Annotated in this window: 23 protein-coding genes and 1 pseudogene; 16 read left to right on the top strand and 8 right to left on the bottom strand. The window is 68.8% G+C overall.

Going from position 1 to position 18,372, the window contains the following annotated elements:
• Nucleotides 1-129: 129 nt before the first annotated feature.
• A complete protein-coding gene (locus F7P10_RS09900) occupies nucleotides 130-2,235 on the bottom strand; it encodes a PKD domain-containing protein (protein WP_151009075.1) in 2,106 nt (701 codons plus the stop codon).
• Between the two features lie 544 nt (nucleotides 2,236-2,779).
• Here F7P10_RS09900 and F7P10_RS09895 point away from each other — a divergent pair.
• From F7P10_RS09895 to F7P10_RS09880, 4 genes are read left to right on the top strand one after another with little or no spacing between them, the layout of a single operon-like run.
• On the top strand, nucleotides 2,780-3,736 hold the full coding sequence (locus F7P10_RS09895; RefSeq protein ID WP_151017943.1) for a D-isomer specific 2-hydroxyacid dehydrogenase family protein: 957 nt from the start codon (nucleotides 2,780-2,782) through the stop codon (nucleotides 3,734-3,736).
• Complete coding sequence (vanA, locus tag F7P10_RS09890; protein ID WP_151009074.1) at nucleotides 3,733-4,773, top strand: D-alanine--(R)-lactate ligase; 1,041 nt, start codon at nucleotides 3,733-3,735, stop codon at nucleotides 4,771-4,773. Before F7P10_RS09895 ends, vanA begins: the two co-directional genes overlap by 4 nt.
• Nucleotides 4,770-5,378, top strand: a complete 609-nt coding sequence (vanX, locus tag F7P10_RS09885; RefSeq protein WP_151009073.1) for a D-Ala-D-Ala dipeptidase VanX — start codon at nucleotides 4,770-4,772, stop codon at nucleotides 5,376-5,378. The genes vanA and vanX overlap by 4 nt, the downstream gene beginning before the upstream one ends.
• 58 nt (nucleotides 5,379-5,436) lie before the next feature.
• Nucleotides 5,437-6,024, top strand: coding sequence for a hypothetical protein (locus F7P10_RS09880; RefSeq protein WP_151009072.1), 588 nt, complete (start codon nucleotides 5,437-5,439; stop codon nucleotides 6,022-6,024).
• Between the two features lie 61 nt (nucleotides 6,025-6,085).
• On the opposite strand, the gene F7P10_RS09875 is transcribed toward F7P10_RS09880, so the two are convergent.
• From F7P10_RS09875 to F7P10_RS09865, 3 genes and pseudogenes are all read right to left on the bottom strand, one after another.
• Nucleotides 6,086-7,126: a HAMP domain-containing sensor histidine kinase gene (locus F7P10_RS09875; protein WP_302851462.1), complete on the bottom strand. Its 1,041-nt coding sequence runs from the start codon at nucleotides 7,124-7,126 to the stop codon at nucleotides 6,086-6,088.
• A 55-nt stretch (nucleotides 7,127-7,181) separates the two neighbouring features.
• Nucleotides 7,182-7,676 (bottom strand): annotated as a pseudogene (locus tag F7P10_RS09870) (response regulator).
• Nucleotides 7,677-7,738: 62 nt separating this feature from the next.
• Complete coding sequence (locus tag F7P10_RS09865; RefSeq protein WP_151009071.1) at nucleotides 7,739-8,509, bottom strand: MBL fold metallo-hydrolase; 771 nt, start codon at nucleotides 8,507-8,509, stop codon at nucleotides 7,739-7,741.
• A 215-nt stretch (nucleotides 8,510-8,724) separates the two neighbouring features.
• On the opposite strand from F7P10_RS09865, the gene F7P10_RS09860 reads away from it, so the two are divergent.
• From F7P10_RS09860 to F7P10_RS09840, 6 genes are all read left to right on the top strand, one after another.
• Complete coding sequence (locus F7P10_RS09860) at nucleotides 8,725-8,919, top strand: DUF6879 family protein (RefSeq protein WP_151009070.1); 195 nt, start codon at nucleotides 8,725-8,727, stop codon at nucleotides 8,917-8,919.
• A gap of 33 nt (nucleotides 8,920-8,952) precedes the next feature.
• Nucleotides 8,953-9,810: a helix-turn-helix transcriptional regulator gene (locus F7P10_RS09855; protein WP_151009069.1), complete on the top strand. Its 858-nt coding sequence runs from the start codon at nucleotides 8,953-8,955 to the stop codon at nucleotides 9,808-9,810.
• A 216-nt stretch (nucleotides 9,811-10,026) separates the two neighbouring features.
• Nucleotides 10,027-10,161: a hypothetical protein gene (locus tag F7P10_RS45030; protein ID WP_302851461.1), complete on the top strand. Its 135-nt coding sequence runs from the start codon at nucleotides 10,027-10,029 to the stop codon at nucleotides 10,159-10,161.
• A 2-nt stretch (nucleotides 10,162-10,163) separates the two neighbouring features.
• A complete protein-coding gene (locus tag F7P10_RS09850) occupies nucleotides 10,164-11,264 on the top strand; it encodes a methyltransferase domain-containing protein (protein WP_254716520.1) in 1,101 nt (366 codons plus the stop codon).
• A gap of 127 nt (nucleotides 11,265-11,391) precedes the next feature.
• The gene (locus tag F7P10_RS09845) at nucleotides 11,392-11,571 is read left to right on the top strand and encodes a hypothetical protein (RefSeq protein ID WP_151009068.1); all 180 of its coding nucleotides are present in this window, start codon (nucleotides 11,392-11,394) and stop codon (nucleotides 11,569-11,571) included.
• Nucleotides 11,572-12,723, top strand: a complete 1,152-nt coding sequence (locus F7P10_RS09840; protein ID WP_151009067.1) for a protein-L-isoaspartate O-methyltransferase — start codon at nucleotides 11,572-11,574, stop codon at nucleotides 12,721-12,723.
• A gap of 59 nt (nucleotides 12,724-12,782) precedes the next feature.
• Here F7P10_RS09840 and F7P10_RS09835 read toward each other — a convergent pair whose 3' ends face one another.
• From F7P10_RS09835 to F7P10_RS09825, 3 genes are all read right to left on the bottom strand, one after another.
• Entirely contained in the window at nucleotides 12,783-13,079 is a 297-nt protein-coding gene (locus tag F7P10_RS09835) for a DUF397 domain-containing protein (protein WP_151009066.1), read from the bottom strand.
• A 91-nt stretch (nucleotides 13,080-13,170) separates the two neighbouring features.
• Nucleotides 13,171-13,380 carry a DUF397 domain-containing protein gene (locus F7P10_RS09830; RefSeq protein WP_151009065.1) on the bottom strand — a complete coding sequence of 70 codons (210 nt, stop codon included), beginning with the start codon at nucleotides 13,378-13,380 and terminating at the stop codon, nucleotides 13,171-13,173.
• Between the two features lie 19 nt (nucleotides 13,381-13,399).
• Nucleotides 13,400-14,257 carry a helix-turn-helix transcriptional regulator gene (locus F7P10_RS09825; protein ID WP_151009064.1) on the bottom strand — a complete coding sequence of 286 codons (858 nt, stop codon included), beginning with the start codon at nucleotides 14,255-14,257 and terminating at the stop codon, nucleotides 13,400-13,402.
• A gap of 203 nt (nucleotides 14,258-14,460) precedes the next feature.
• On the opposite strand from F7P10_RS09825, the gene F7P10_RS42160 reads away from it, so the two are divergent.
• The 3 genes from F7P10_RS42160 to F7P10_RS09815 are packed head-to-tail and all read left to right on the top strand — an operon-like array spanning nucleotide 14,461 to nucleotide 15,580.
• Nucleotides 14,461-14,790 (top strand): hypothetical protein, encoded by a 330-nt coding sequence (locus tag F7P10_RS42160; protein WP_176611383.1) that lies wholly within the window; start codon nucleotides 14,461-14,463, stop codon nucleotides 14,788-14,790.
• Entirely contained in the window at nucleotides 14,787-15,212 is a 426-nt protein-coding gene (locus tag F7P10_RS42155; RefSeq protein WP_176611382.1) for an ATP-binding protein, read from the top strand. The genes F7P10_RS42160 and F7P10_RS42155 overlap by 4 nt, the downstream gene beginning before the upstream one ends.
• On the top strand, nucleotides 15,209-15,580 hold the full coding sequence (locus F7P10_RS09815; protein WP_151009062.1) for a hypothetical protein: 372 nt from the start codon (nucleotides 15,209-15,211) through the stop codon (nucleotides 15,578-15,580). Before F7P10_RS42155 ends, F7P10_RS09815 begins: the two co-directional genes overlap by 4 nt.
• A gap of 41 nt (nucleotides 15,581-15,621) precedes the next feature.
• Here the strand turns inward: F7P10_RS09815 and F7P10_RS09810 are convergent, their stop codons facing one another.
• Nucleotides 15,622-16,326: a TetR/AcrR family transcriptional regulator gene (locus tag F7P10_RS09810; protein ID WP_151009061.1), complete on the bottom strand. Its 705-nt coding sequence runs from the start codon at nucleotides 16,324-16,326 to the stop codon at nucleotides 15,622-15,624.
• Between the two features lie 119 nt (nucleotides 16,327-16,445).
• Here F7P10_RS09810 and F7P10_RS09805 point away from each other — a divergent pair, with 119 nt between their 5' ends.
• The 3 genes from F7P10_RS09805 to F7P10_RS09795 all read left to right on the top strand — a co-directional run bounded on the left by F7P10_RS09805 (nucleotide 16,446) and on the right by F7P10_RS09795 (nucleotide 18,370).
• On the top strand, nucleotides 16,446-16,652 hold the full coding sequence (locus tag F7P10_RS09805; protein ID WP_151009060.1) for a 4-oxalocrotonate tautomerase family protein: 207 nt from the start codon (nucleotides 16,446-16,448) through the stop codon (nucleotides 16,650-16,652).
• 225 nt (nucleotides 16,653-16,877) lie between these two features.
• A complete protein-coding gene (locus F7P10_RS09800; protein ID WP_151009059.1) occupies nucleotides 16,878-17,636 on the top strand; it encodes an ABC transporter ATP-binding protein in 759 nt (252 codons plus the stop codon).
• On the top strand, nucleotides 17,633-18,370 hold the full coding sequence (locus F7P10_RS09795) for an ABC transporter ATP-binding protein (RefSeq protein WP_151009058.1): 738 nt from the start codon (nucleotides 17,633-17,635) through the stop codon (nucleotides 18,368-18,370). Before F7P10_RS09800 ends, F7P10_RS09795 begins: the two co-directional genes overlap by 4 nt.
• The last annotated feature ends 2 nt before the right edge of the window (nucleotides 18,371-18,372 follow it).

Raw genomic sequence — 18,372 nt, 5'->3', positions numbered from 1 at the left:
CACCACGGACAACTCCCCGCGCCCGGATTGGGTCCCCGCACCCAATGCGCGAGGCGCGCCGCGACCGGGGGAGCCCGGCGGGTACCGGGCTCCCCCCGCCGCCGCTTCGGACGGTGCGGACGCCCGGTGCTAACGCACGACGATCCGCACCCGGGCGAGGTTCTGGACACGGCCGTACGGGGTCTCGGCGTCGCCGTCCCGCTGGGCCGTGACGCGGAGGACGGCGAAGTAGGTGCCGGGCTCGGTGTAGGCGTGCTCGGCCTCGACCTGACGCACGAGGCCCCGGCCGTCGATCTCGCCCCGTACCGGGAAGGCGCCCGCGTCCTCGAAGTCCCATTCGGCGGCGACGACCTCGCCGGTGCCGCGCGGGAGCGCGACGTCGGCGGAGAGCGTGACGGGCTGCCCCGCCTTCACCTCGGCCCGGTCGCCGCCGTCGGCCCGCAGGTCGATGGTGGGCTGGATGCCCCGCCGCCACCACGCGTGGGCGGGCACCTTCACCTGCCCGTCGACCACGTCGTACTCGGTGCTCGCGGGCGCGGGCCGGTCCTTCTCCACCCACGCGCTCAGGTCGCGCAGGGCCTGCTGGAGCACGCCGTAGTAGCCGACGAGGTGGCCGCTCTCGGCGGGGCTCACCGTGGGCAGGTGCCCGGCGCGGTCGAAGTACCAGAGGCGGAAGTCGCCGCCGAAGCCGGCGCCGCGGGCCTTCCTGACCTTGTCCCGGTACCAGTCGCCCGCCCAGGGGAGAGCGTCGATGTCCATCAGGTTCGAGATCGCGATCATCTTGCCGTCGAAGCGGCCGGTCTGCAGCGAGCCGGCGCCGTAGTAGGTGGCCTTGGGGCCCACCAGCACGTCGCGCTGGGGATACAGCGGGCGGCCCCGGCGGTCGCGGAATTGGTCCCAGACGTCGTAGTCGCGTCCCGGCACCTGGTGGCGGTGGTAGGTCTGGGCCGCGAGGTACCAGGAGTTGTCGACGCGCACGCCGTCGCCGGCCCTGACGGCGGCGAACACCTCCGGGTCGGCACCGAAGGCGAACCTGGCGACGCCGCCTTCCACGCTGCTCGGGCGCAGCGTCTTGCCCGCCGCCGCGCCGCCGGTGAGCACCAGGTCCACGCCGGTGAGATCGCCCGCCGGGAGATCGGCCAGCCGCAGGGTGAACGTCGCGGGGGAGACCTCGGCGACGGTCGTCTCGTGCCGGACGCGCGCCTCCCGCACCGAACTGGCGGGATCGGTGCCGAGATAGCCCGGACGGGTCCAGAAGTCCTCGACGTAGGTGGGATCGAGGTAGGGCACGTAGTTGAACACCAGTGACAGGGCGCCGCCGTCCAGGTTCTCGTGCGCGAACCAGCCGCGCGGCGGGAACCCCATCCGCGTCACCTCTTCGAGTGCCCCGCGCTCCTCTTCGTTGAGGCCCGCGTACATGTCGCCGCTGCCGCCGGGTTCGATGGCGTCGACGATCCCGGGGAGCCTGTCGCGGCGCGACAGGACCCGCAGGGCGTGCACGCGCGGGGTGAAGGCGTTCGGGATGTACTGCGGCGTGCCGATCACGAACGGGACCGACCCGTCCCACACGTCCCTGGAATTCTCGACGGCACTGATCGTTTTGAAACTGCCGCCGCTGCCGCCGTACACGTAGCCGTACGGGCGGTGCCGTCCGTACATCTCGGCCGCCAGGACGCGCGAGTACTTCGCCGCGGCCGCGTCGACCCGGTAACCGGCGACCGACGGGTCCTTGCCCAGCACGACCGCGTCCTCGACGGTCCGGATCGCCTCGTTGCCGCCGCCGTTCGTCTGGACGTAGTAGGCGCCGCTGTCCATCCCGAAGCCGATGTTGAGCGCGGAGACGTTCTCGGTTCCGGGGATGGCGTTGACGAAGTGGAAAAACCGTCCCTGGTACTCCTCGGGTGCCGGAAAGGCGAAGGAGAACTTGGCGTCGGTGCCCCGGAAGCCGCCGTGCACGTAACGGTGCCGCACCGGCGTGTCCCGCCATTCGTCGACGTCCACGTAGGGCTGGTCGAACCTGGGGTCGGCGCAGCCGTCGGTCACGAAGAGGGGAGCGCCGTCGCTCGGTGGCGCGCACGCCGGCGGTGCGGCCGCCGCCGGTGCGTGCAGCGCCGGGAGCAGTCCGGCGACGCCGAGGAGCGTCGTGGCGACCGCCCCCGACCGCAGCCGACGGCGCGAACTCCGATGCCCCGCGCGGGGATGCGCCCGGCCGTTCGAGATCACGTTCTTCGACACGCATACCGCCAATCCCCTGGGCGCGCCCAGAGCTCCAGGGGCTCTGGCGGGAGTACGCACCCGGATGTGACTCTCAGTGGGGAGGCTCACATGCCGACAAGGTGTTGGCAATGAACTTCTTAATAAGCGGTAATCTCGCTCTCGGACCTCTGGCGCCGGAACGTGCCAAAAGTTCGACCGACTCGGGCCGCTTGGACGGACCGGGAATTCGGGCATGCCTCCGATGGCATTCCAGAAGGACCGAGGACGCAGGCGAGCGGCAGAGGTACATGTCCCGCCGGACACGGCGCGGCGTCGCAGCGGCGCCTCGGTCATCCGGAAGGAGCGTGCCGTCGGCGCGGCGGCGAGCCTTCGGGTGGATTCACGGATTCCCATCGTCCGGCGCATGTCGTCCGCATATCGAAAAACGCATACGTACTGGCAACACCCCGCTGGCTTGACTTCAGGCATGGCCTACAGCGAACCGGGTCCGGTCCATGGCGAAGCGATCGCGGACCGTCGCGCCCAGGGGGTGGCCGAGCCGCCCCTTCAGCCGTCCCCAGCGATGGGGGTCACTGCCTTCGGGTGCAGCCAAGATGAAGCCGCCACGTTCCGGGATATGGCCGCCCGCCTCGGAGTGTCGCCGACCATCGTCGAGGCAGCCGTCTGCGAGACCAACGCTGAACTGGCGCGGGGTGACCGATGCATCAGCGTGAGTCATAAGACCCAGATCACCAACGCCACGCTGCTGGCGCTCGGCAGAGTCGGCGTGGAGTACATCTCCACCAGAAGCATCGGTTGCGACCACATCGACCTGAAATACGCGGAACGCGTCGGAATTTCGGTAGGCAACGTCGCCTACTCGCCGGACAGCGTGGGCGACTACACGCTGATGTTGATACTGATGGCGGTGCGCGACGCGAAATCCACCATCCGCAACTCGGACGCTCATGACTACCGCCTGAGTGAGACCCGTGGCAAGGAACTGCGCGACCTGACCGTCGGCGTGATCGGAACAGGGCGCATCGGCACGGCGGTCATCCACCGGCTGCAAGGCTTCGGCTGCCGCGTACTGGCCCACGACAGGCGACCGCGAACCTGCGCGCCCCATGTACCGCTCGATGCACTGGTGGCGCAGAGCGACATCGTCACGCTCCACACCCCGCTCACCGCGGACACGCACCATCTCCTCGATCGCCGACGCATCGCGCGAATGAAGCCCGGCGCATACGTGGTCAACACAGGGCGCGGACCGCTGCTCGATACCGAGGCTCTCCTCTCTGCACTGGAGAGCGGCAGGTTGGGCGGCGCGGCGCTGGATGTTCTCGAAGGCGAGGAAGGAATCTTCTACGCCGACCACCGGAACAGGCACATCGAGAACAAGGTCCTGGTGCGGCTGCAGCGGCTGCCGAACGTGCTGATCAGTCCACACTCCGCCTATTACACGGAACGCGCCCTGAGCGACACCGTCGAGAACAGCCTCATCAACTGCGTGAACTTCGAACGTGGGAGAACAGCATGAACAGAGTGAAGGTCGGAATCATCTTCGGGGGCGCCTCCGAAGAACATCCCGTTTCCGTCAAGTCGGCGCAGGAGATCGCGCGGAACCTCGACAACGAGAAGTACGAGCCGTTCTGGATCGGCATCACCGCCGACGGCGATTGGAAGCTCTGCGAGGGCCCGGACGCCGGGTGGGAGAACGGCGTCACCCGTCCGGTCGCACTGTCACCCGACAGAGGCACGCATGGCCTGCTGGTCATGGAACAGGGGACCTGCGAGCCCGAACGCCTCGACGTGGTCTTGCCCGTACTTCACGGCAAGCTCGGCGAAGACGGCGGAATCCAGGGCCTGTTGGAACTCTCGGGCATCCCCTACGTCGGTTGCGATGTCCAGAGTTCGGTCGTGTGCATGGACAAGTCCCTCGCCTACACCATCGCCAAGGGCGCAGGGATCGCCACACCGAACTTCTGGGTCGTCGCGGAGAACGAGAAGGTCGATCCTGGCCGTCTTTCCTATCCCGTCTTCGTGAAGCCGGCCCGTTCGGGGTCGTCCTTCGGGGTCAGCAAGGTCACCCGAGCAGATGAGTTGCCGGGGGCGCTGAGCGCGGCGCGACAGTACGACTCGAAGATCGTGATCGAAGAAGCCGTGGACGGCAGCGAGGTCGGCTGCGCTGTACTGGGGGCACCGTACGGCCTGGTCGTGGGCGAGGTGGACCGCGTCGACCTCTCGCACGGATTCTTCCGGATCCATCAGGAGGCCTCTCCCGAGACCGGATCGGAGAACTCCACGTTCATCGTTCCTGCCGACATCCCCGACGAATCGCGGCAGCTCGTCCAAGAGACCGCCAAGACCATCTACCGCGCCTTGGGCTGCAAGGGACTCGCCCGCGTCGACATGTTCCTCACCGGCGACGGCGGGGTGGTCCTCAACGAGGTCAACACCATGCCCGGCATGACGTCGTACAGCCGTTACCCGCGGATGATGGCCGCCGCGGGGTTGTCGCTCTCCGACGTGATCGACCGCCTCATCTCGATGACGCTGCGCGGAAAGAAACGATGAACGGCGACTTCGTTTACGTCGACGAGTCGGTGCCCGGCGTCCGGTGGGATGCCAAGTACGCCACCTGGGACAATTTCACCGGCAAACCGGTGGACGGCTACCTCGCGAACCGTATTGTCGGCACCCGGGCCCTCTGCGCATCCCTGGAGCAGGCGCGCGACAAGGCGGCCTCACTTGGTTTCGGCCTGCTGCTCTGGGACGGATATCGCCCGCAACGCGCCGTCGACTGCTTCCTGCACTGGTCAGAACTGCCAGAGGACGGCCGGACCAAACGGGAGCACTACCCGAACATCGACCGTGCCGAGATGGTGAAGAAGGGTTACGTGGCCCCGCTGTCGGGTCACAGCAGGGGCAGTGCGATCGACCTGACGCTCTATCACCTTGCCACGGGCGAACTCGCTCCCATGGGCGGCCGTCATGACCTCATGGACCCGATCTCCCATCATCGCGCCCCAGGAATCGCCCCGATCGAGTTTCGGAACCGCGAGCATCTCCGTTCCATCATGGAGGACTGCGGCTTTGATCGGTACGACTGCGAGTGGTGGCATTACAGGCTAAGGAGGGAACCCCGCCCCGATGCCTACTTCGACTTTCCCATCACGTGATGGCAGCCTCCATTGCATTTCGCAGTGGGGAGGTCTGGAGCGGAACGACGACGTCGTCGTGCGACGTACCGACTCGTCGGACCTGGAAGTCTTCCTGCGGTGCACCGATCCATCGCAGTTGCACGACTGGGCGTCCGACGGGTATCGCTCGAGCGACGAGTACCTGTTCTGGTCCCGCAAAGTCTGCGGCCTGGCGTGCCTGCAGTCGCTGCTCCACGGCTGGACGAACGTACGGCTGTCGATGGGCGAACTTCTTGCTCAATCTCTCGACTGGGGATGCTATGTGATGGAGCCCTCGGAAAAGGTTCAAGGACTCCTCTACAAACCATTCATGGCGTGGGTGGGTTCACAATTCGGATTCGACTGCAAGCTGGTCGAACGCACCCCCATAGAAATTTCCAGTCGAGATATTCGTCCCGGGCAGGCGATGATCGCTTCAGTCTCGCCCGAGATTCGCGACCCCCGCACCTGCGAGCCGCGACGGGGAGGCCATCTCGTACTGGTCTATGCGGCCGATGACGGGCTGGTCCGGTTCCATAACCCGTCGGGCTACTCTCACAATTCAGACTCCACGTCGCTCCCCATGAGTGTATTCGATCGGTTTCATGCAAACCGCGGGATACTGATCGGCAGGGGATCGTGGTGAAAGCCGACCCGGCGCCGCGTCTCGTTGTCGCCGGTGGCCGTACAACCGGGGCACGCCGTTCCTACGGGACCTGCCGCCCCGTAACGGGTAGTCGCACCGTGGCGCGGAGCCCGCCGTCGGCGCGCGGGCTCAGCGAGAGCGTTCCGTCCTGCGCTTGCACGATGCTCTTGACGATCGCCAAACCGAGGCCGATCCCCGCCTGATCGGTGTGGATGCGCTCGGTGCCGCGCTGGAACGGCTCGGTGAGCGTCGAGACCAACTGCGCACTGAGCTTGTCGCCGGTGTTCTCGACGGTCAGTACGGCGGTCTCGGCGTCGACGGTGGTGCGGATCTGGACGGTGCCGCCTTCCGGCACGTTGTGGACGATGGCGTTGTGCAGGAGGTTCGTGGTCATCTGCAGCAGCAGCACAGGTGAGCCGAAGGCGGGCGTGATGCCCCCGGAGACCTCGACGGCGACGCCCTGCCTCTCGGCGAGAGGCAGGAGCGTCTCGGTGGCTTCCTCCGCGATGAGTGACAGGTCGACGTCCTCCCGGACGGAGGATCGCTGGTCGGTGCGGCTGAGCAGCAGCAGTGCCTCGGTGAGCTCGATCGCTCGGGCGTTGACGCGGCGGAGGCGTTCGTCGAGCTCGCTGGCTTCGCGGTTCGGATCGTTGCGGGCGACATCGAGAAGGGTCTGCGTGATCGCGAGCGGGGTGCGCAGTTCGTGGGATGCGTTCGCCGCGAAACGCCGCTGTTCGGCGACGTGCGCCTCGATCCGCGCCAGCATGCCGTCGAAGGCGTCGGCGAGCTCCCGGAACTCGTCCTTGCGGCCCTTCAGCTCGATCCGGGGGGAGAGCGATCCCCGTGCGGCCGTGCGAGTGGCGTCGGTGATGCGGGACAGGGGCACGAGCATGCGGCCGGCGAGAATCCACCCGCCCCCGAGGCCGAACACCAGCATGAATCCCAGCACCAGGATCGCTGCCGGGACGAACACCCGCGGACCGCGGTTGCCCGGATCGAAGGCCCGAGCGAAGTCGGCCAGATCAGGGACCAGGAAGCCGGCGTGGGTGCCTCCCAGCAGGAAGACCCACACCACCGCAAGGAGCAGGACGGCCGCGATCATGAGAAACCCGGCGTAGCTGAGGGCCAGCTTGGCGCGGGCGCTCAGCCCCGCACGCCTATCCACGACCCTGCCCAGACTCCATGCCGACATCGATGCGGTAGCCGACTCCGGGGACCGTGGCGATCAGCCAGGGTTCACCGAGGCGCTTGCGCAGCGCCGAGACGGTGATGCGGACGGCGTTGGTGAACGGATCGGCGTTCTCGTCCCAGGCACGTTCCAACAAGGACGAGCTCCCGCAGCTCGAACGGCTTGGTGAGGTAGTCGTCGGCTCCGAGCTCGAACCCCGACGCCTTGTCGTCGAGTCGATCGGCCGCGGTGAGCATCAGGATCGGCATGCCGCTGCCGGTGGCGATGATGCGCCGGGCCACCTCGTCACCGGAGGGTCCGGGAACATCACGATCGAGCACGGCGATGTCGTAGGCGTTGACGTTCAGTAGCTCCAAGGCGGGTTGCCGTCGGTGCCGATGTCGGCTGCGATCGCCTCCAGGCGCAGCCCGTCGCGGATCGCCTCCGCCATGAAGAGTTCGTCCTCGACGACCAGCACACGCATGCCGTCCCCGACGCATATCGCCAGCGTATGCAACCGGCACAGGGGTCGGGCCAGGACGCGGCCTAACCGACCGGGAACGCGGCACCGGGCGCGGCATGGTCGACGGGACCGCCGAACCGGGCCGACGCACGAGCCACCGCCTGCCGCGGGGTGAGGGAACGGCCGACATGGGTGACGATCAACCGGCCGGCGCGGGCAGCCCCGGCCGTGTCGCCGGCGTCCTCCGGCGTGTGGTGCACCCGCTCGTCCCCGTCCGGCACCCGGTCACTGTCGGCCTCGCACAGCAGCACGTCGCATCCCTCGGCCAGCTGCGTGAGGTTCGCGCACGGTGCCGTGTCCCCGGAGTAGACCAGCGACCGGCCCTCGGCCTCGAAGCGCGCGGCGAAGGCCGGCATGCCGTGCGCGACCGCCCGGCTCGTCACGGTGAGCGCACCGACGCGCGCCTGCTGCCCGTCCTCCAGTTCATGCACGTCGAAGGCGGATTCGACCGGGCTCCGCGTGGCGGTGTTGGTGAGGAAGCGGGCCAGCCGGTCCGCGATGCCCGGCGGCCCGTACAAGGGGACGGGCGCGGCCCGCTGCACGTCCGCGTAGAGCAACGCGTAATAGGTGGTGAGCAGGTCCGCGCTGTGATCGGCGTGCAGGTGGGAGATCCAGATCGCGTCCAACTCGTCGAGCCGGACGTGCCGCTGCAACTGCGCCAGCGTCCCGCTGCCCGCATCCACCCAGACCCGAGTGCCGCCGCTCGAAACCAGGTAGCCGGAGCACGGGTTGTCCACGCTCGCGTACGGCGTCGCAGACCCCAGGACGGTGAGACGGAGAAGATCGCTGGTCACCGGGGGAGTCTAATGAACGCCAGCATGCACAGGTACGTGAGGCCATCCGCAAACGGGGTGTCCTGACCTGGAATGGAACCGATGTGTCGCTGCTGGCGGCGCACGCTGACCCACACGGTGACCCCGCCCCACAATGCCTGTACACGGAGGGGTATAACGCGCACGTCGCTTACTGTGGTCGTCGTGGTCCCCCCTGGCTTCCCCGTCGCCGAGCCATGGGGATCGTCGTGCCCGCCAATGACTTCTGGGCGTTCGACAACGAGCTCGTGCGGTTCGGTCACTTCTCCGGACGTGGCGACTATCTGGGGGCCGACCTCGTAGAGTCCTCCGACATCGTGAACCTCTGCGCCGACGCGTTCGAGGCCGTATGGGATCGGGCCACCCCGCACGAGGAATACCGGCCCGAGTGAACGCCGCGAGCCGGCTCAGGTGAGACTGCCCTCATGCCTCAACGCCCCTCTCCGTATCCGCCCGTCCAGGCCGCGCGACAGGAACTCGCCGGCCGCCTTCGGGAAATCAGGGAGGGCGCGGGCCTGACCTCGGTCGCACTTGCGGCGGCGGCCGGGTGGGAACGTACGAAGATCTCCAAGATCGAGCATGGGGCCCGGGCGCCGTCCGCAGACGTCATCCGCACCTGGTGTCATGCCCGCGGAGCGGAGGATCAGACAGAGGATCTGCTGGCAGCTCTGCGAGCGGCTGAGGGCGCATACGTCGAGTGGAAGCGCCTCCAGCGCGCGGGCTTGCGACGGCTTCAGGAAGCCAAGATGCCTCTCTACGAGAGGACGCGAACACAGCGCGTCTACTGCTCCCAGGTCGTTCCCGGCCTACTTCAGACGCCCGGTTACGCAACGGCTCTCCTCACCGCGATCACGACGCGTTTCGCTACCCCGAACGATGTGGAGGACGCGGTGGCCGCGCGCGGTGCCCGGCAGAGCATCCTCCGCAAGCCGGGGCACCGGTTCGCGTTCATCGTGGAGGAGGCTGTGTTCTATTACCGGCTCGGCGGCAACGATGACATGGCGGAGCAACTGAACTGGCTACGGGAGGCCGCTCGCCTCCCGTCCGTGTCGCTCGGAGTGATCCCTCTCGGCGCGGCACGTCCTGGGCAGTGGGTCTTGGAAACCTTCACCCTCTATGACGTCGAACGAGTCGAAGTGGAACTGCTCTCGGCTCAGGTGACCGTTACGACTCCGAGCGAGATCACTCGATACACAGCGGCTTTCGAAGACCTGGCCGCGATGGCCGTGTACGGGGAAGCCGCCCGAAACCTGATGGAACGAGCCCTGACGACCTACCGCTGACTCCGGGGCCACACATGGGCACACCTGTGGCGCACGGAATGACCGCCTACTTAGCGTGCTGGGCATCGCGCCATGCGCGGCCGCCCCGCAAGGGGAAATTCAGGTGGGGTACAGGGTGCTGCGTCCGGGGCCGTGCAGGGATCGAGTTGCGGGAACGACTGATCGCGGCTGGGGGCGGCGATGGGCCGTGCCGGACTGTTGGAAGGGAGCAGGCGGATGGGACGACACTCGGGTCGATCGGGTGACGACGGCAAGACCTCCGGGGGAACCGGCGACAGCCAGAAGGGCTCAAGCCACGGCGGCAAGGGCGACGGCACCAACGGCAACCCCAACGACGGGAAGAAGAAGTAGCGGTGACCGACTGGCGTGAGGTGATGCGGCGGGTGCCGCGCGCCCGGTTCACGCCCCCGGTGGTCTGGGCCGACCTCGGTCCAGGTCCCTGGGCCCGCGTCGACCGTGACACCGACCCGCAGGAATGGGAGCGGGTGGTGGCCCTCGATCAGCCGCTCATCACCCAGTTCCAGGACGGCGCCGCCGAGGGCGGGGGACTGGCGACGTCGTCGCTGTCGATGCCGACCGTGGTCGTCGAAGGACTCGATCAACTCGCCCCCTACGACCATCACCGGGTGCTGGAGATCGGAACCGGCTCGGGATGGACGGCCGCGCTGCTGGCCGACCGGGTCGGCGGGACGAACGTGACGACGGTCGAGGTCGATCCGGCGCTGGGAATGCGGGCGGCCGAACGGCTCAAGGCGTCCGGCTGCGAGGCACGGGTGGTGGTCGGGGACGGTGCCGGGGGCTGGCCGCCCGGCGCGCCGTTCGACCGGGTGCACGTCACGTGCGCGGTGCCGCAGGTGCCTTACGCCTGGATCGAGCAGACCCGTCCGGGCGGGGTGATCGTGGTCCCGTACTCGCCTGGGTTCGGGTGCGGTGCGCTGCTGCGGCTGGACGTCCTCCCGGACGGCACCGCGACCGGACGGTTCGTGGGATCGGCCGACTACATGATGCTCCGCTCGCGGCGTCCGGCCGGCGGGCAGGCACACGAATGGGTCGACGCCGCCCGGCGGGACGTACGAACCAGCCGCACCCGCATCGACCCACGTGCCCTACGGCACGAGCCGGTGAGTGTGGACGTGACCGTCGCCGCCCTGGTGCCGGGTGTGCTCTCCCGCTACTACGAAGCCGAGGACGGGACCACGACCCTATGGGTTCTGGACCGCGACGATCATCGCGGCCCGTGGGCCTCGGTCGACTACGAGCCCGACCGATCCGACTTCGGGGTCGAGCAGGCGGGTACCCGGTCGCTGTGGGACGAAGTCGAAGCCGCCTACGTCCGGTGGCTGGCCTGGGGACGGCCCGACATCACCCGCTTCGGCCTCACCGTCACCCCCGACACGCACGCGGTGTGGCTCGACGATCCGGGCAACGTCATCGGCCCGCCGCCCGGTCCATAACCGGCAGCCCGGCCGGGTGAGGGTTCCGGACCGCCGTGAACCTGACGTGCTGGTAGCGCACACGTCATCACCGGTGAGGGTGTTCGAATCCTGTGGGCCAAGGACACGGCGGTGCAAAGGTGGAACCTTGGAGTGGGGCGGCGAGGAATCGTGCCAGGACTGGCGGTACGCGGGCGACACGAGGGAGCTTGAGGTGGGGCGTCACGAAGAGAAGAAGGACGGCGACGGGAAATGGGACAGGCCGGTCCCTCCGGCGGAGAAGGACAACCCCAAAGACGGCGGTAAGCACGAAAAGGGCGGCAAGTAGGTGGCCGGAGCGGAGGAGTTGGCGGCCCGGCTCGCGGCCGAGCTCGCCGAGGCCGGTGATCTGACGCCGCAGTGGCGCGGGCCGTTCGAGACGGTGCTGCGACACCGGTTCGTCCCCGAAACGGTGTGGGTCCAGGACGGCGACCGGCTCGTCCCGGTCCATCGCGCAGACGACGAGGAAGCATGGCTGCGGTCGTGCTACGCCAACGAGTTCGTGATCACGCAGGTGGACGACGGCGTACCGGCCGGGCCGGGCCGGGTCGGTTACGAGATCACGAGTTCGGCCAGCCGCCCGGACGTGGTGGCAATGATGCTGGCGGCGCTGGAAGCCGGGCCGGGCATGAACGTGCTGGAGGTCGGCACCGGCACCGGATGGAACGCCGCCCTGCTGGCCGAACGGCTCGGTGACGACCGGGTGACCAGCGTGGAGGTGGACCCGGTCGTGGCCGACCGCGCCCGCCGCACGCTGCGGGCCGAGGGATACAAGATCACGGTCGCGTGCGGGGACGGTGCGCACGGCCACCTGGAGTCCGCGCCGTTCGACCGGGTGATCGCCACGGCGGCGGCTCAGCGTGTGCCGCCCGCGTGGGCGGCCCAGACCCGTCCGGGAGGCCGGGTCCTGGTGCCCTGGACGACCGACTTCCACAACGGCGCGCTGGTGTCGTTCCTGGTGCAGGGGGACGGGACCATGCGTGGCCGGATCGTAGGAAACGTGGCGTTCATGCCGCTCCGCGCCCAGCGCGGCAAGCGCGCCTCGTTGGACCGCCACGTGCACGGCATGACCCAGGCACGGCGGTCCTCCACCGAGACGCACCCGTACTCCGTGCTGGGCGAATATGACGCTTCCCTCGCAGTCGGCCTGAAAGTCCCGCACTGCAAGTTGATCGTCACCCCTGGAAGCGGTGAAGGCGCCTACACGGTGTGGCTGGTCGATCCGTGGTCGCGCTCGTGGGCCTCTCTGGAGCACGAGCCGGGCACGGAGGAGTTCCCGATCCGCCAGTCGGGTGAGCGCGACCTGTGGCAGGAGGTAGAGGACGCGTTCAACTGGTGGGACGGGCTGGACCGCCCGGCCTCCGATCGGTGGGGCCTGACCGTCACCCCGAACGGCCAGTTCGTCTGGCTCGACGATGAGGACCACCGGATCGACCGATGACGGCGTCGGCGACGATCCGTCAGTCTCGTGGCCGGACAGTGCGCCCCGCTGACGGGAGGTCAGCGGGGCGTCCTGGCGCCGAAGCGCCCTCGCTCACGGCAGATCGAACCGGCGCTTCGTGCTTCGGCCATGAACCCGGCCCAGGTTTCGAGGGCGAAGGAAAGGTGCCCCGCGTCCGGTGCCTTGCTGTCCCGTACTCCCACTGTCGCGGCGAGGTCGGCAACCTCAACACAAGCACCGTTCTGCTGGCTGCGAGTACTCTTGCGCCAATGGGCATGGGCCGCGTTCGCGTTGTTGGTGTGTGAGCTCACGCGTCGTACGCACCTTCCCTGACCTGTGTTGCGAAAGCTCGCCATGCCGCTGTGTGGAAGATCAGCTTCGGTCCTTGCGGGGCCTCGTGCTGCAAGCGGAGTTCGATCGTGTGCTCTCCCGCGTTGGCGCCCTGGCTCACGGCAGGTCGAAACGGCCGTTCCGTGCTTCGGCCATGAACGCGGCCCAGATGTCGGGGCCGAGCGTGAGGTGCCCGGCATCCGGGGCCTTGCTGTCTCGAATACCGACGCGGGTCTCGAGGGAGGCAACCTCTACACAAGCACCGCCCGCCCCGTTGCTGCGGCTGCTCTTGCGCCATGTCGCGCGGGGAACATTCTGCGAGGACACGCCGCACCCCTCTCGATCGTCACGTCAGGTCATCAGCGATACGCCCGATGAAGCTCGTGGAGGCTTCGGGAGGTAGCGCCGACGCCCTCAGGTGGTCCGCTACGAGCATATAGCGTTCGATGTCGCCCGGTTCTTCCAAATACTGGCTGCTGGTGAGGTCTTCGATGTAGACGATGTCTTGCGCGTCCTGCTCGGGAAACGTCAGGCGATGGAAAGACGTGCCCATGGATGCGTGGGCGCCCTGCGCGAACGGCAGAACTTGCAAGGTGATGTTCGGAAGATCGGCGAGTTGTTCAAGGCGCCGCAACTGAGCCAGCATCGTGTCTCGACCGCCGACCATGCGTCGAAGAGCGGCCTCGTCAAGTACCACCCAGACTTCGAGTGGGTCTGGTTGAGCGAGTAGCGCCTGTCGCGTGGTTCTGGCTGCGAGTTGGCGCTCGACCTCGTCCGTGTCAAGCGTGGGCCGATGCGCTCGGATGATCGCTTCCGCGTATGCGTCCGTCTGCATCAGTCCAGGAATGAGGTCGGACTGGTAGATCATGAGCGAGCGTGCGCCGTCTTCCAGGCCGACATAGCCCTGGAACCACGCCGGGAGCGCGTCGCCGTACGTGCTCCACCATCCGCGATGACTGGCCTGGCGACGCAGCAGATGGAGAGCTTTGTGCATCTCCTCGTCCACCTCATATGCGTGCAGGAGACGGTCGAGGTCGTCGGCGCGGATACCGGTGCGACCGGTCTCGATGCGGCTGACCTTGGACTCGGACCAGCCGACCTCCCTGCCGACCTCGGCACAACTGAGTTTGCGCGTCTCTCGAAGCCGACGCAGTGCAGCGGCGAGTCTCCGCCGCCGGGCCGTTGGGCTGGAGCGGGGTGCCATGGATACCTCCTGCGCTGATGGGTGACAACATTCTGCAAGTGGCTTGTAAAGCTGCAAGATGCAGCCTACGTTGCAAGCAGGACTGAAGACAGTCTGTCAGTCTTCGCTCACGGAATGTGCTTGAACGCGCAACAAAGCGGCCCCGGGCAGGTGCAGGCACACCGCGTCCCAGGGCCTCGGCCCGACTGGAAGGAGTCGAACCTGTGAACAACGTAGCGAATCCCCCGCCCCCTCCGGACGATGGTGGCCGGTGGCGGCTCGCCTGGAACGTGACGGTGCGACGGGTGGGTCTACTGGCCGACCTGGGGCTTGCTCTCGTCGAACTGGGGCGGGCGTCGCGTCTGCTCCTGGAGGGCAACGGGCAAGTCGTGCTGTCGGTGCCGGGCGACGGTGGGTTCGCCCAAGTGATCGTGGTGCAGGACGGGGGTGGCCGCTGGGCGTATGTCTGGGGTCTCTCGGCGTACTTCCCTGCGGGTGTGGGCGCGGACGGGACGCGGCGTGCGGCGTCGGCGCTCGCCGGGGGCGTCGGGTGACGGCCTGGGACGGGCGTGGCACCGGACGGGTCACCGGGGACGGCGGCGTGGACGTGCGGGCGGTGCGGCGCTGGGTGCGCCGCGAGGTCGAACGGCTCGGCGCCGACCGGCTGGACCTGGCCGACGTGGACCTGATGGTCGACGAGATCGCGACGAACGCCCTGCGCTACACCGACAGCAGGCGTCCGGGCGGGGGTGTCCGGGCGGTCGTGCTGATGGCCGCCGACCGGGTCCGGGTCGAGATCACCGACGACGGCGGGGCGACTTCGCTGCCGGTCGTGAAGGTGGTGGCGGCGGACGCGTGGGCCGAGTGCGGCCGGGGGCTGGCCATAGTCGCCTGCCTGTCGGACTGCTGGGGCTTCGAGGTCGGCCGCGCCGCCGAACGTCCGGTGACGGTGTGGTTCGAGGTCGCGCGGCGGTGACGTGCGGCGTGTGGACGCGGCGGACGGTCGTCGGGGCGACGGCCGTCCGGCTGCGGGTGCGGACGCGCCTCGGGCGGGCGGTGGCGATGCGGAATCTGCGGCTGCTGGAGGTGGCGCTGATCCGGAAAGGGTGGCGCTGCCTGTGGTTCCACACACCGCAGCCCCGGTTGTGGGTGTACGCCGGTTCGGGGGCCCGGGAGGTCGGGACGCTGGTCACGGTGCGGGCCGTCCGGGGCGGCTGGTGTTACTACCGGTCGTCCGCCGGGCTTCGGCGGCCGGTCGCGTCGTGCGGTGATGTGGGGGTGGCGGCCGAACTGCTCGATGCTCACTTGAAGGCCAGGCTGTTTCCCGGCACCTTCCCCGGCTGAACGACCGCGTGGACGGGCGGAGTTCGGCCGTGGCACCGCTGTCATTGCTCGCCGGTCTGGGTGATGCGCTCTAGCCATCGCCGCAGGAGGGCGATCTCAACCGGCTCCAGGGCGTCGGTCCCGGCGATATCGAGCTGCGCGTGCAGGCGCAGCGCGGTGGTGTGGAGCGCGTCGGCGTCGTCACGGACGGTCGCTGTGGTCAGGACGTGCGAGAACACGGCGTCGCGCATGCGGTGGGACGGCGCGGGGTCCTCGAACAGGGCCGGGGCGGCGATGTGGTCCAGGGCGGTTCCGACGTTCGCCGACAGGATCAGCCGGGCGGCGGTTCGCGGCTCGAGCTTCAGCGCGCCCGCCGCCGCGCACCGCGTGAGCGTCGCCACCAGCAGATCCATCACGCGGTCCCGCGCCGTCGAGCGCGACCATGGCCGCGGGGTGAACATCAGCTGGTAGAGGGCCGGGTTCGCCCGCGCGAACGCCATGTGGCCGTCCCAGCCGGCGTGCAGGTCGGCGACCGGGTCGCCGGTCCGCTCCTGGGCGGCCTTGAGGGCGGTGTACCGCTCGTACCCGTGGTCGGCGACGGCGTCGAGCAGCCCGCGCTTGTCCCCGAACAGCCGGTACAGCACGGGCTGGCTCACGCCGACCGCCTCGCACACCGCGCGCGTCGCGATCTCGTGGTCCGCGGACGACGCCAGCTGCCGCTCCGCGGCCTCGATCATCGCCGCGCGAAGCGGGTCCGTCTCCGTCATGCGATCAACGATACCGCTCGACGCTATCGGCGATAGAACGTGTGTTACCGTCGTGGGCGTAACGTCGATATTGTTCGTTCGTATCGTCGATAATGCGAGCACACGAAGGGGTCCTCAGCATGCCGTTCGCCAACCTCAAGGTTCCCGCCGACACCCTGAAGCCCGAGTCCAAGAAGAAGCTCATCGACGCCGTCACCGACGCCTACGTCGACGTTTACGGCGAGCGGGCCAGGGCGACCACGCTGGTCCTCGTCGAGGAGGTTCCCGATGGCGGCTGGGGCCTCGGCGGTGACGTCCTCACCGCCGAGATGCTCGGCCGCAGCTGACACCCCGCCGGGAGCCGGGCCGGGCGGCCGACCGCCCGGCCCGGCTGCTCCCCGGCACCTACTCAGGCTGAACGGCCGCGCGGACGGCGGAGTCCGGTCCGGGACGCGTGCTGTTCTCTGCGGACAACTCCCCGCTCGCAGGTTGGGTTTCCGCGCCCAATGTGCGAGGTGAGCGCGGATTTTACGCTGACGGCCCCTGCTACAGAACGCCGTTCAGGAGGCCGGATGCTGGAGGTTCGCGAGCTCACCGTCCGCTTCGGCGGAATCACCGCGCTGGGGGGTGTCGGGTTCGCCGTCGATCGCGGGGAGATGGTCGGGCTGATCGGGCCGAACGGCGCCGGTAAGACCACCCTGTTCAACTGCCTGACCCGCCGGTACGACGCCGACGCGGGCACGATCCGCTACGAGGATCGCGACCTGCTCGGCGTCGCGCCGCACGCGATCGTGGGGCTCGGCATCGCCCGCACGTTCCAGAACCTGGGCCTGTTCTCGCGCATGTCCGTCCGGGACAACGTGATGGTCGGCGCCCACCACCACGCCCGCGCCGGGTTCGTCGCCGCGAGCCTGCGGCTGCCGTCCGTCCGGCGCGAGGAGGCCCGGCTGCGCGGCGAGACCGACGAGCTGCTCAAGCGGCTCGACCTCGCGGACGTCGCCGAGCACCCGGCGGCCGGGCTGCCGTTCGGCACCCTCAAACGAGTCGAGCTGGCCCGCGCCCTGGCGGCCCGGCCCCGGTTGCTGCTGCTGGACGAGCCCGTCAACGGGCTCAGCCACGCGGAGGTCGGCGAGTTCGCGGACCTGCTCCGCTCGATCCGCGACGACTTCGAGGTGACCCTCATCGTCGTCGAGCACCACATGGGCTTCGTGATGGGCACCTGCGACCGCGTCGTGTGCCTCGACTTCGGCAAGAAGATCGCCGAGGGCCCGCCCGAGGAGGTCCAGCGGGATCCCGCTGTGATCGAGGCGTACCTGGGGGCGGCGGCGTGAGCGAGACCGAGAACACGGGCGACTTCCTCACCGTGGACGACCTGCACGCCGGGTACGGCGACGTCCGGGTGCTGCACGGCGTGAGCCTGCGCGTGGGCGAGGGGGAGATCTGCGCGATCCTCGGCCCGAACGGTGCGGGCAAGACGACCCTGCTGCGCGCGCTCTGTGGGATGGTCAAGGGCCGTGGCGACGTGCGTCTGGACGGGACGTCGCTGAGCGGGCGTTCGCCGGACGTCGTCGCGCGGCGGGGCGTCGCGCACGTGCCGGAGGGGCGCGGGACGTTCGTCCCGCTGACGGTCGAGGAGAACCTGCGGCTCGGGGCGTTCGCGCGGCGTGACCGCGCGGCCGTCCAGTCCGACCTGGAACGCGTGTACGGCTACTTCCCGGTGCTGCACGAGCGGCTCGGGCAGGCCGCCGGGAGCCTCAGCGGTGGCGAGCAGCAGATGCTCGCGATCGGCCGGGCGCTGATGTCGCGGCCCCGGCTGCTGCTGCTGGACGAACCGTCGCTCGGCCTCGCGCCGCTGATCACCCGGGAGCTGTTCGGCATCGTGCGATCGATCAACGAGGAGGAACGGACCACCGTGGTCGTCGTGGAGCAGAACGCGCATCTGGCGCTCGGCATCGCCGGGCAGGCGCACGTGCTGGAGAGCGGACGGATCGTGCTGTCGGGGTCGGCGGCCGACATCAAGGCCGACGAGCAGGTCGCCCAGTCCTACCTCGGCTACCGGATCTAGCC

This window comes from Actinomadura sp. WMMB 499, from assembly GCF_008824145.1.
GTDB lineage: Bacteria > Actinomycetota > Actinomycetes > Streptosporangiales > Streptosporangiaceae > Spirillospora.
Note: the sequence above shows the minus strand (reverse complement) of the source record. Positions and strands in the feature narration are given on the sequence as shown.

Bases quoted from the DNA above. Each gene is read 5' to 3' on its own strand.
- F7P10_RS09810 (WP_151009061.1), bottom strand. From the start codon at position 16,326: ATGACGGAGACGGACCCGCTTCGCGCGGCGATGATCGAGGCCGCGGAG.
- F7P10_RS09825 (WP_151009064.1), bottom strand. From the start codon at position 14,257: ATGGCACCCCGCTCCAGCCCAACGGCCCGGCGGCGGAGACTCGCCGCT.
- F7P10_RS09805 (WP_151009060.1), top strand. From the start codon at position 16,446: ATGCCGTTCGCCAACCTCAAGGTTCCCGCCGACACCCTGAAGCCCGAG.
- F7P10_RS09895 (WP_151017943.1), top strand. From the start codon at position 2,780: ATGGGGGTCACTGCCTTCGGGTGCAGCCAAGATGAAGCCGCCACGTTC.
- vanA (WP_151009074.1), top strand. From the start codon at position 3,733: ATGAACAGAGTGAAGGTCGGAATCATCTTCGGGGGCGCCTCCGAAGAA.
- F7P10_RS09800 (WP_151009059.1), top strand. From the start codon at position 16,878: ATGCTGGAGGTTCGCGAGCTCACCGTCCGCTTCGGCGGAATCACCGCG.
- F7P10_RS09835 (WP_151009066.1), bottom strand. From the start codon at position 13,079: ATGGCGAGCTTTCGCAACACAGGTCAGGGAAGGTGCGTACGACGCGTG.
- F7P10_RS09860 (WP_151009070.1), top strand. From the start codon at position 8,725: ATGGGGATCGTCGTGCCCGCCAATGACTTCTGGGCGTTCGACAACGAG.
- F7P10_RS45030 (WP_302851461.1), top strand. From the start codon at position 10,027: ATGGGACGACACTCGGGTCGATCGGGTGACGACGGCAAGACCTCCGGG.
- F7P10_RS09855 (WP_151009069.1), top strand. From the start codon at position 8,953: ATGCCTCAACGCCCCTCTCCGTATCCGCCCGTCCAGGCCGCGCGACAG.
- vanX (WP_151009073.1), top strand. From the start codon at position 4,770: ATGAACGGCGACTTCGTTTACGTCGACGAGTCGGTGCCCGGCGTCCGG.
- F7P10_RS09875 (WP_302851462.1), bottom strand. From the start codon at position 7,126: ATGATCGCGGCCGTCCTGCTCCTTGCGGTGGTGTGGGTCTTCCTGCTG.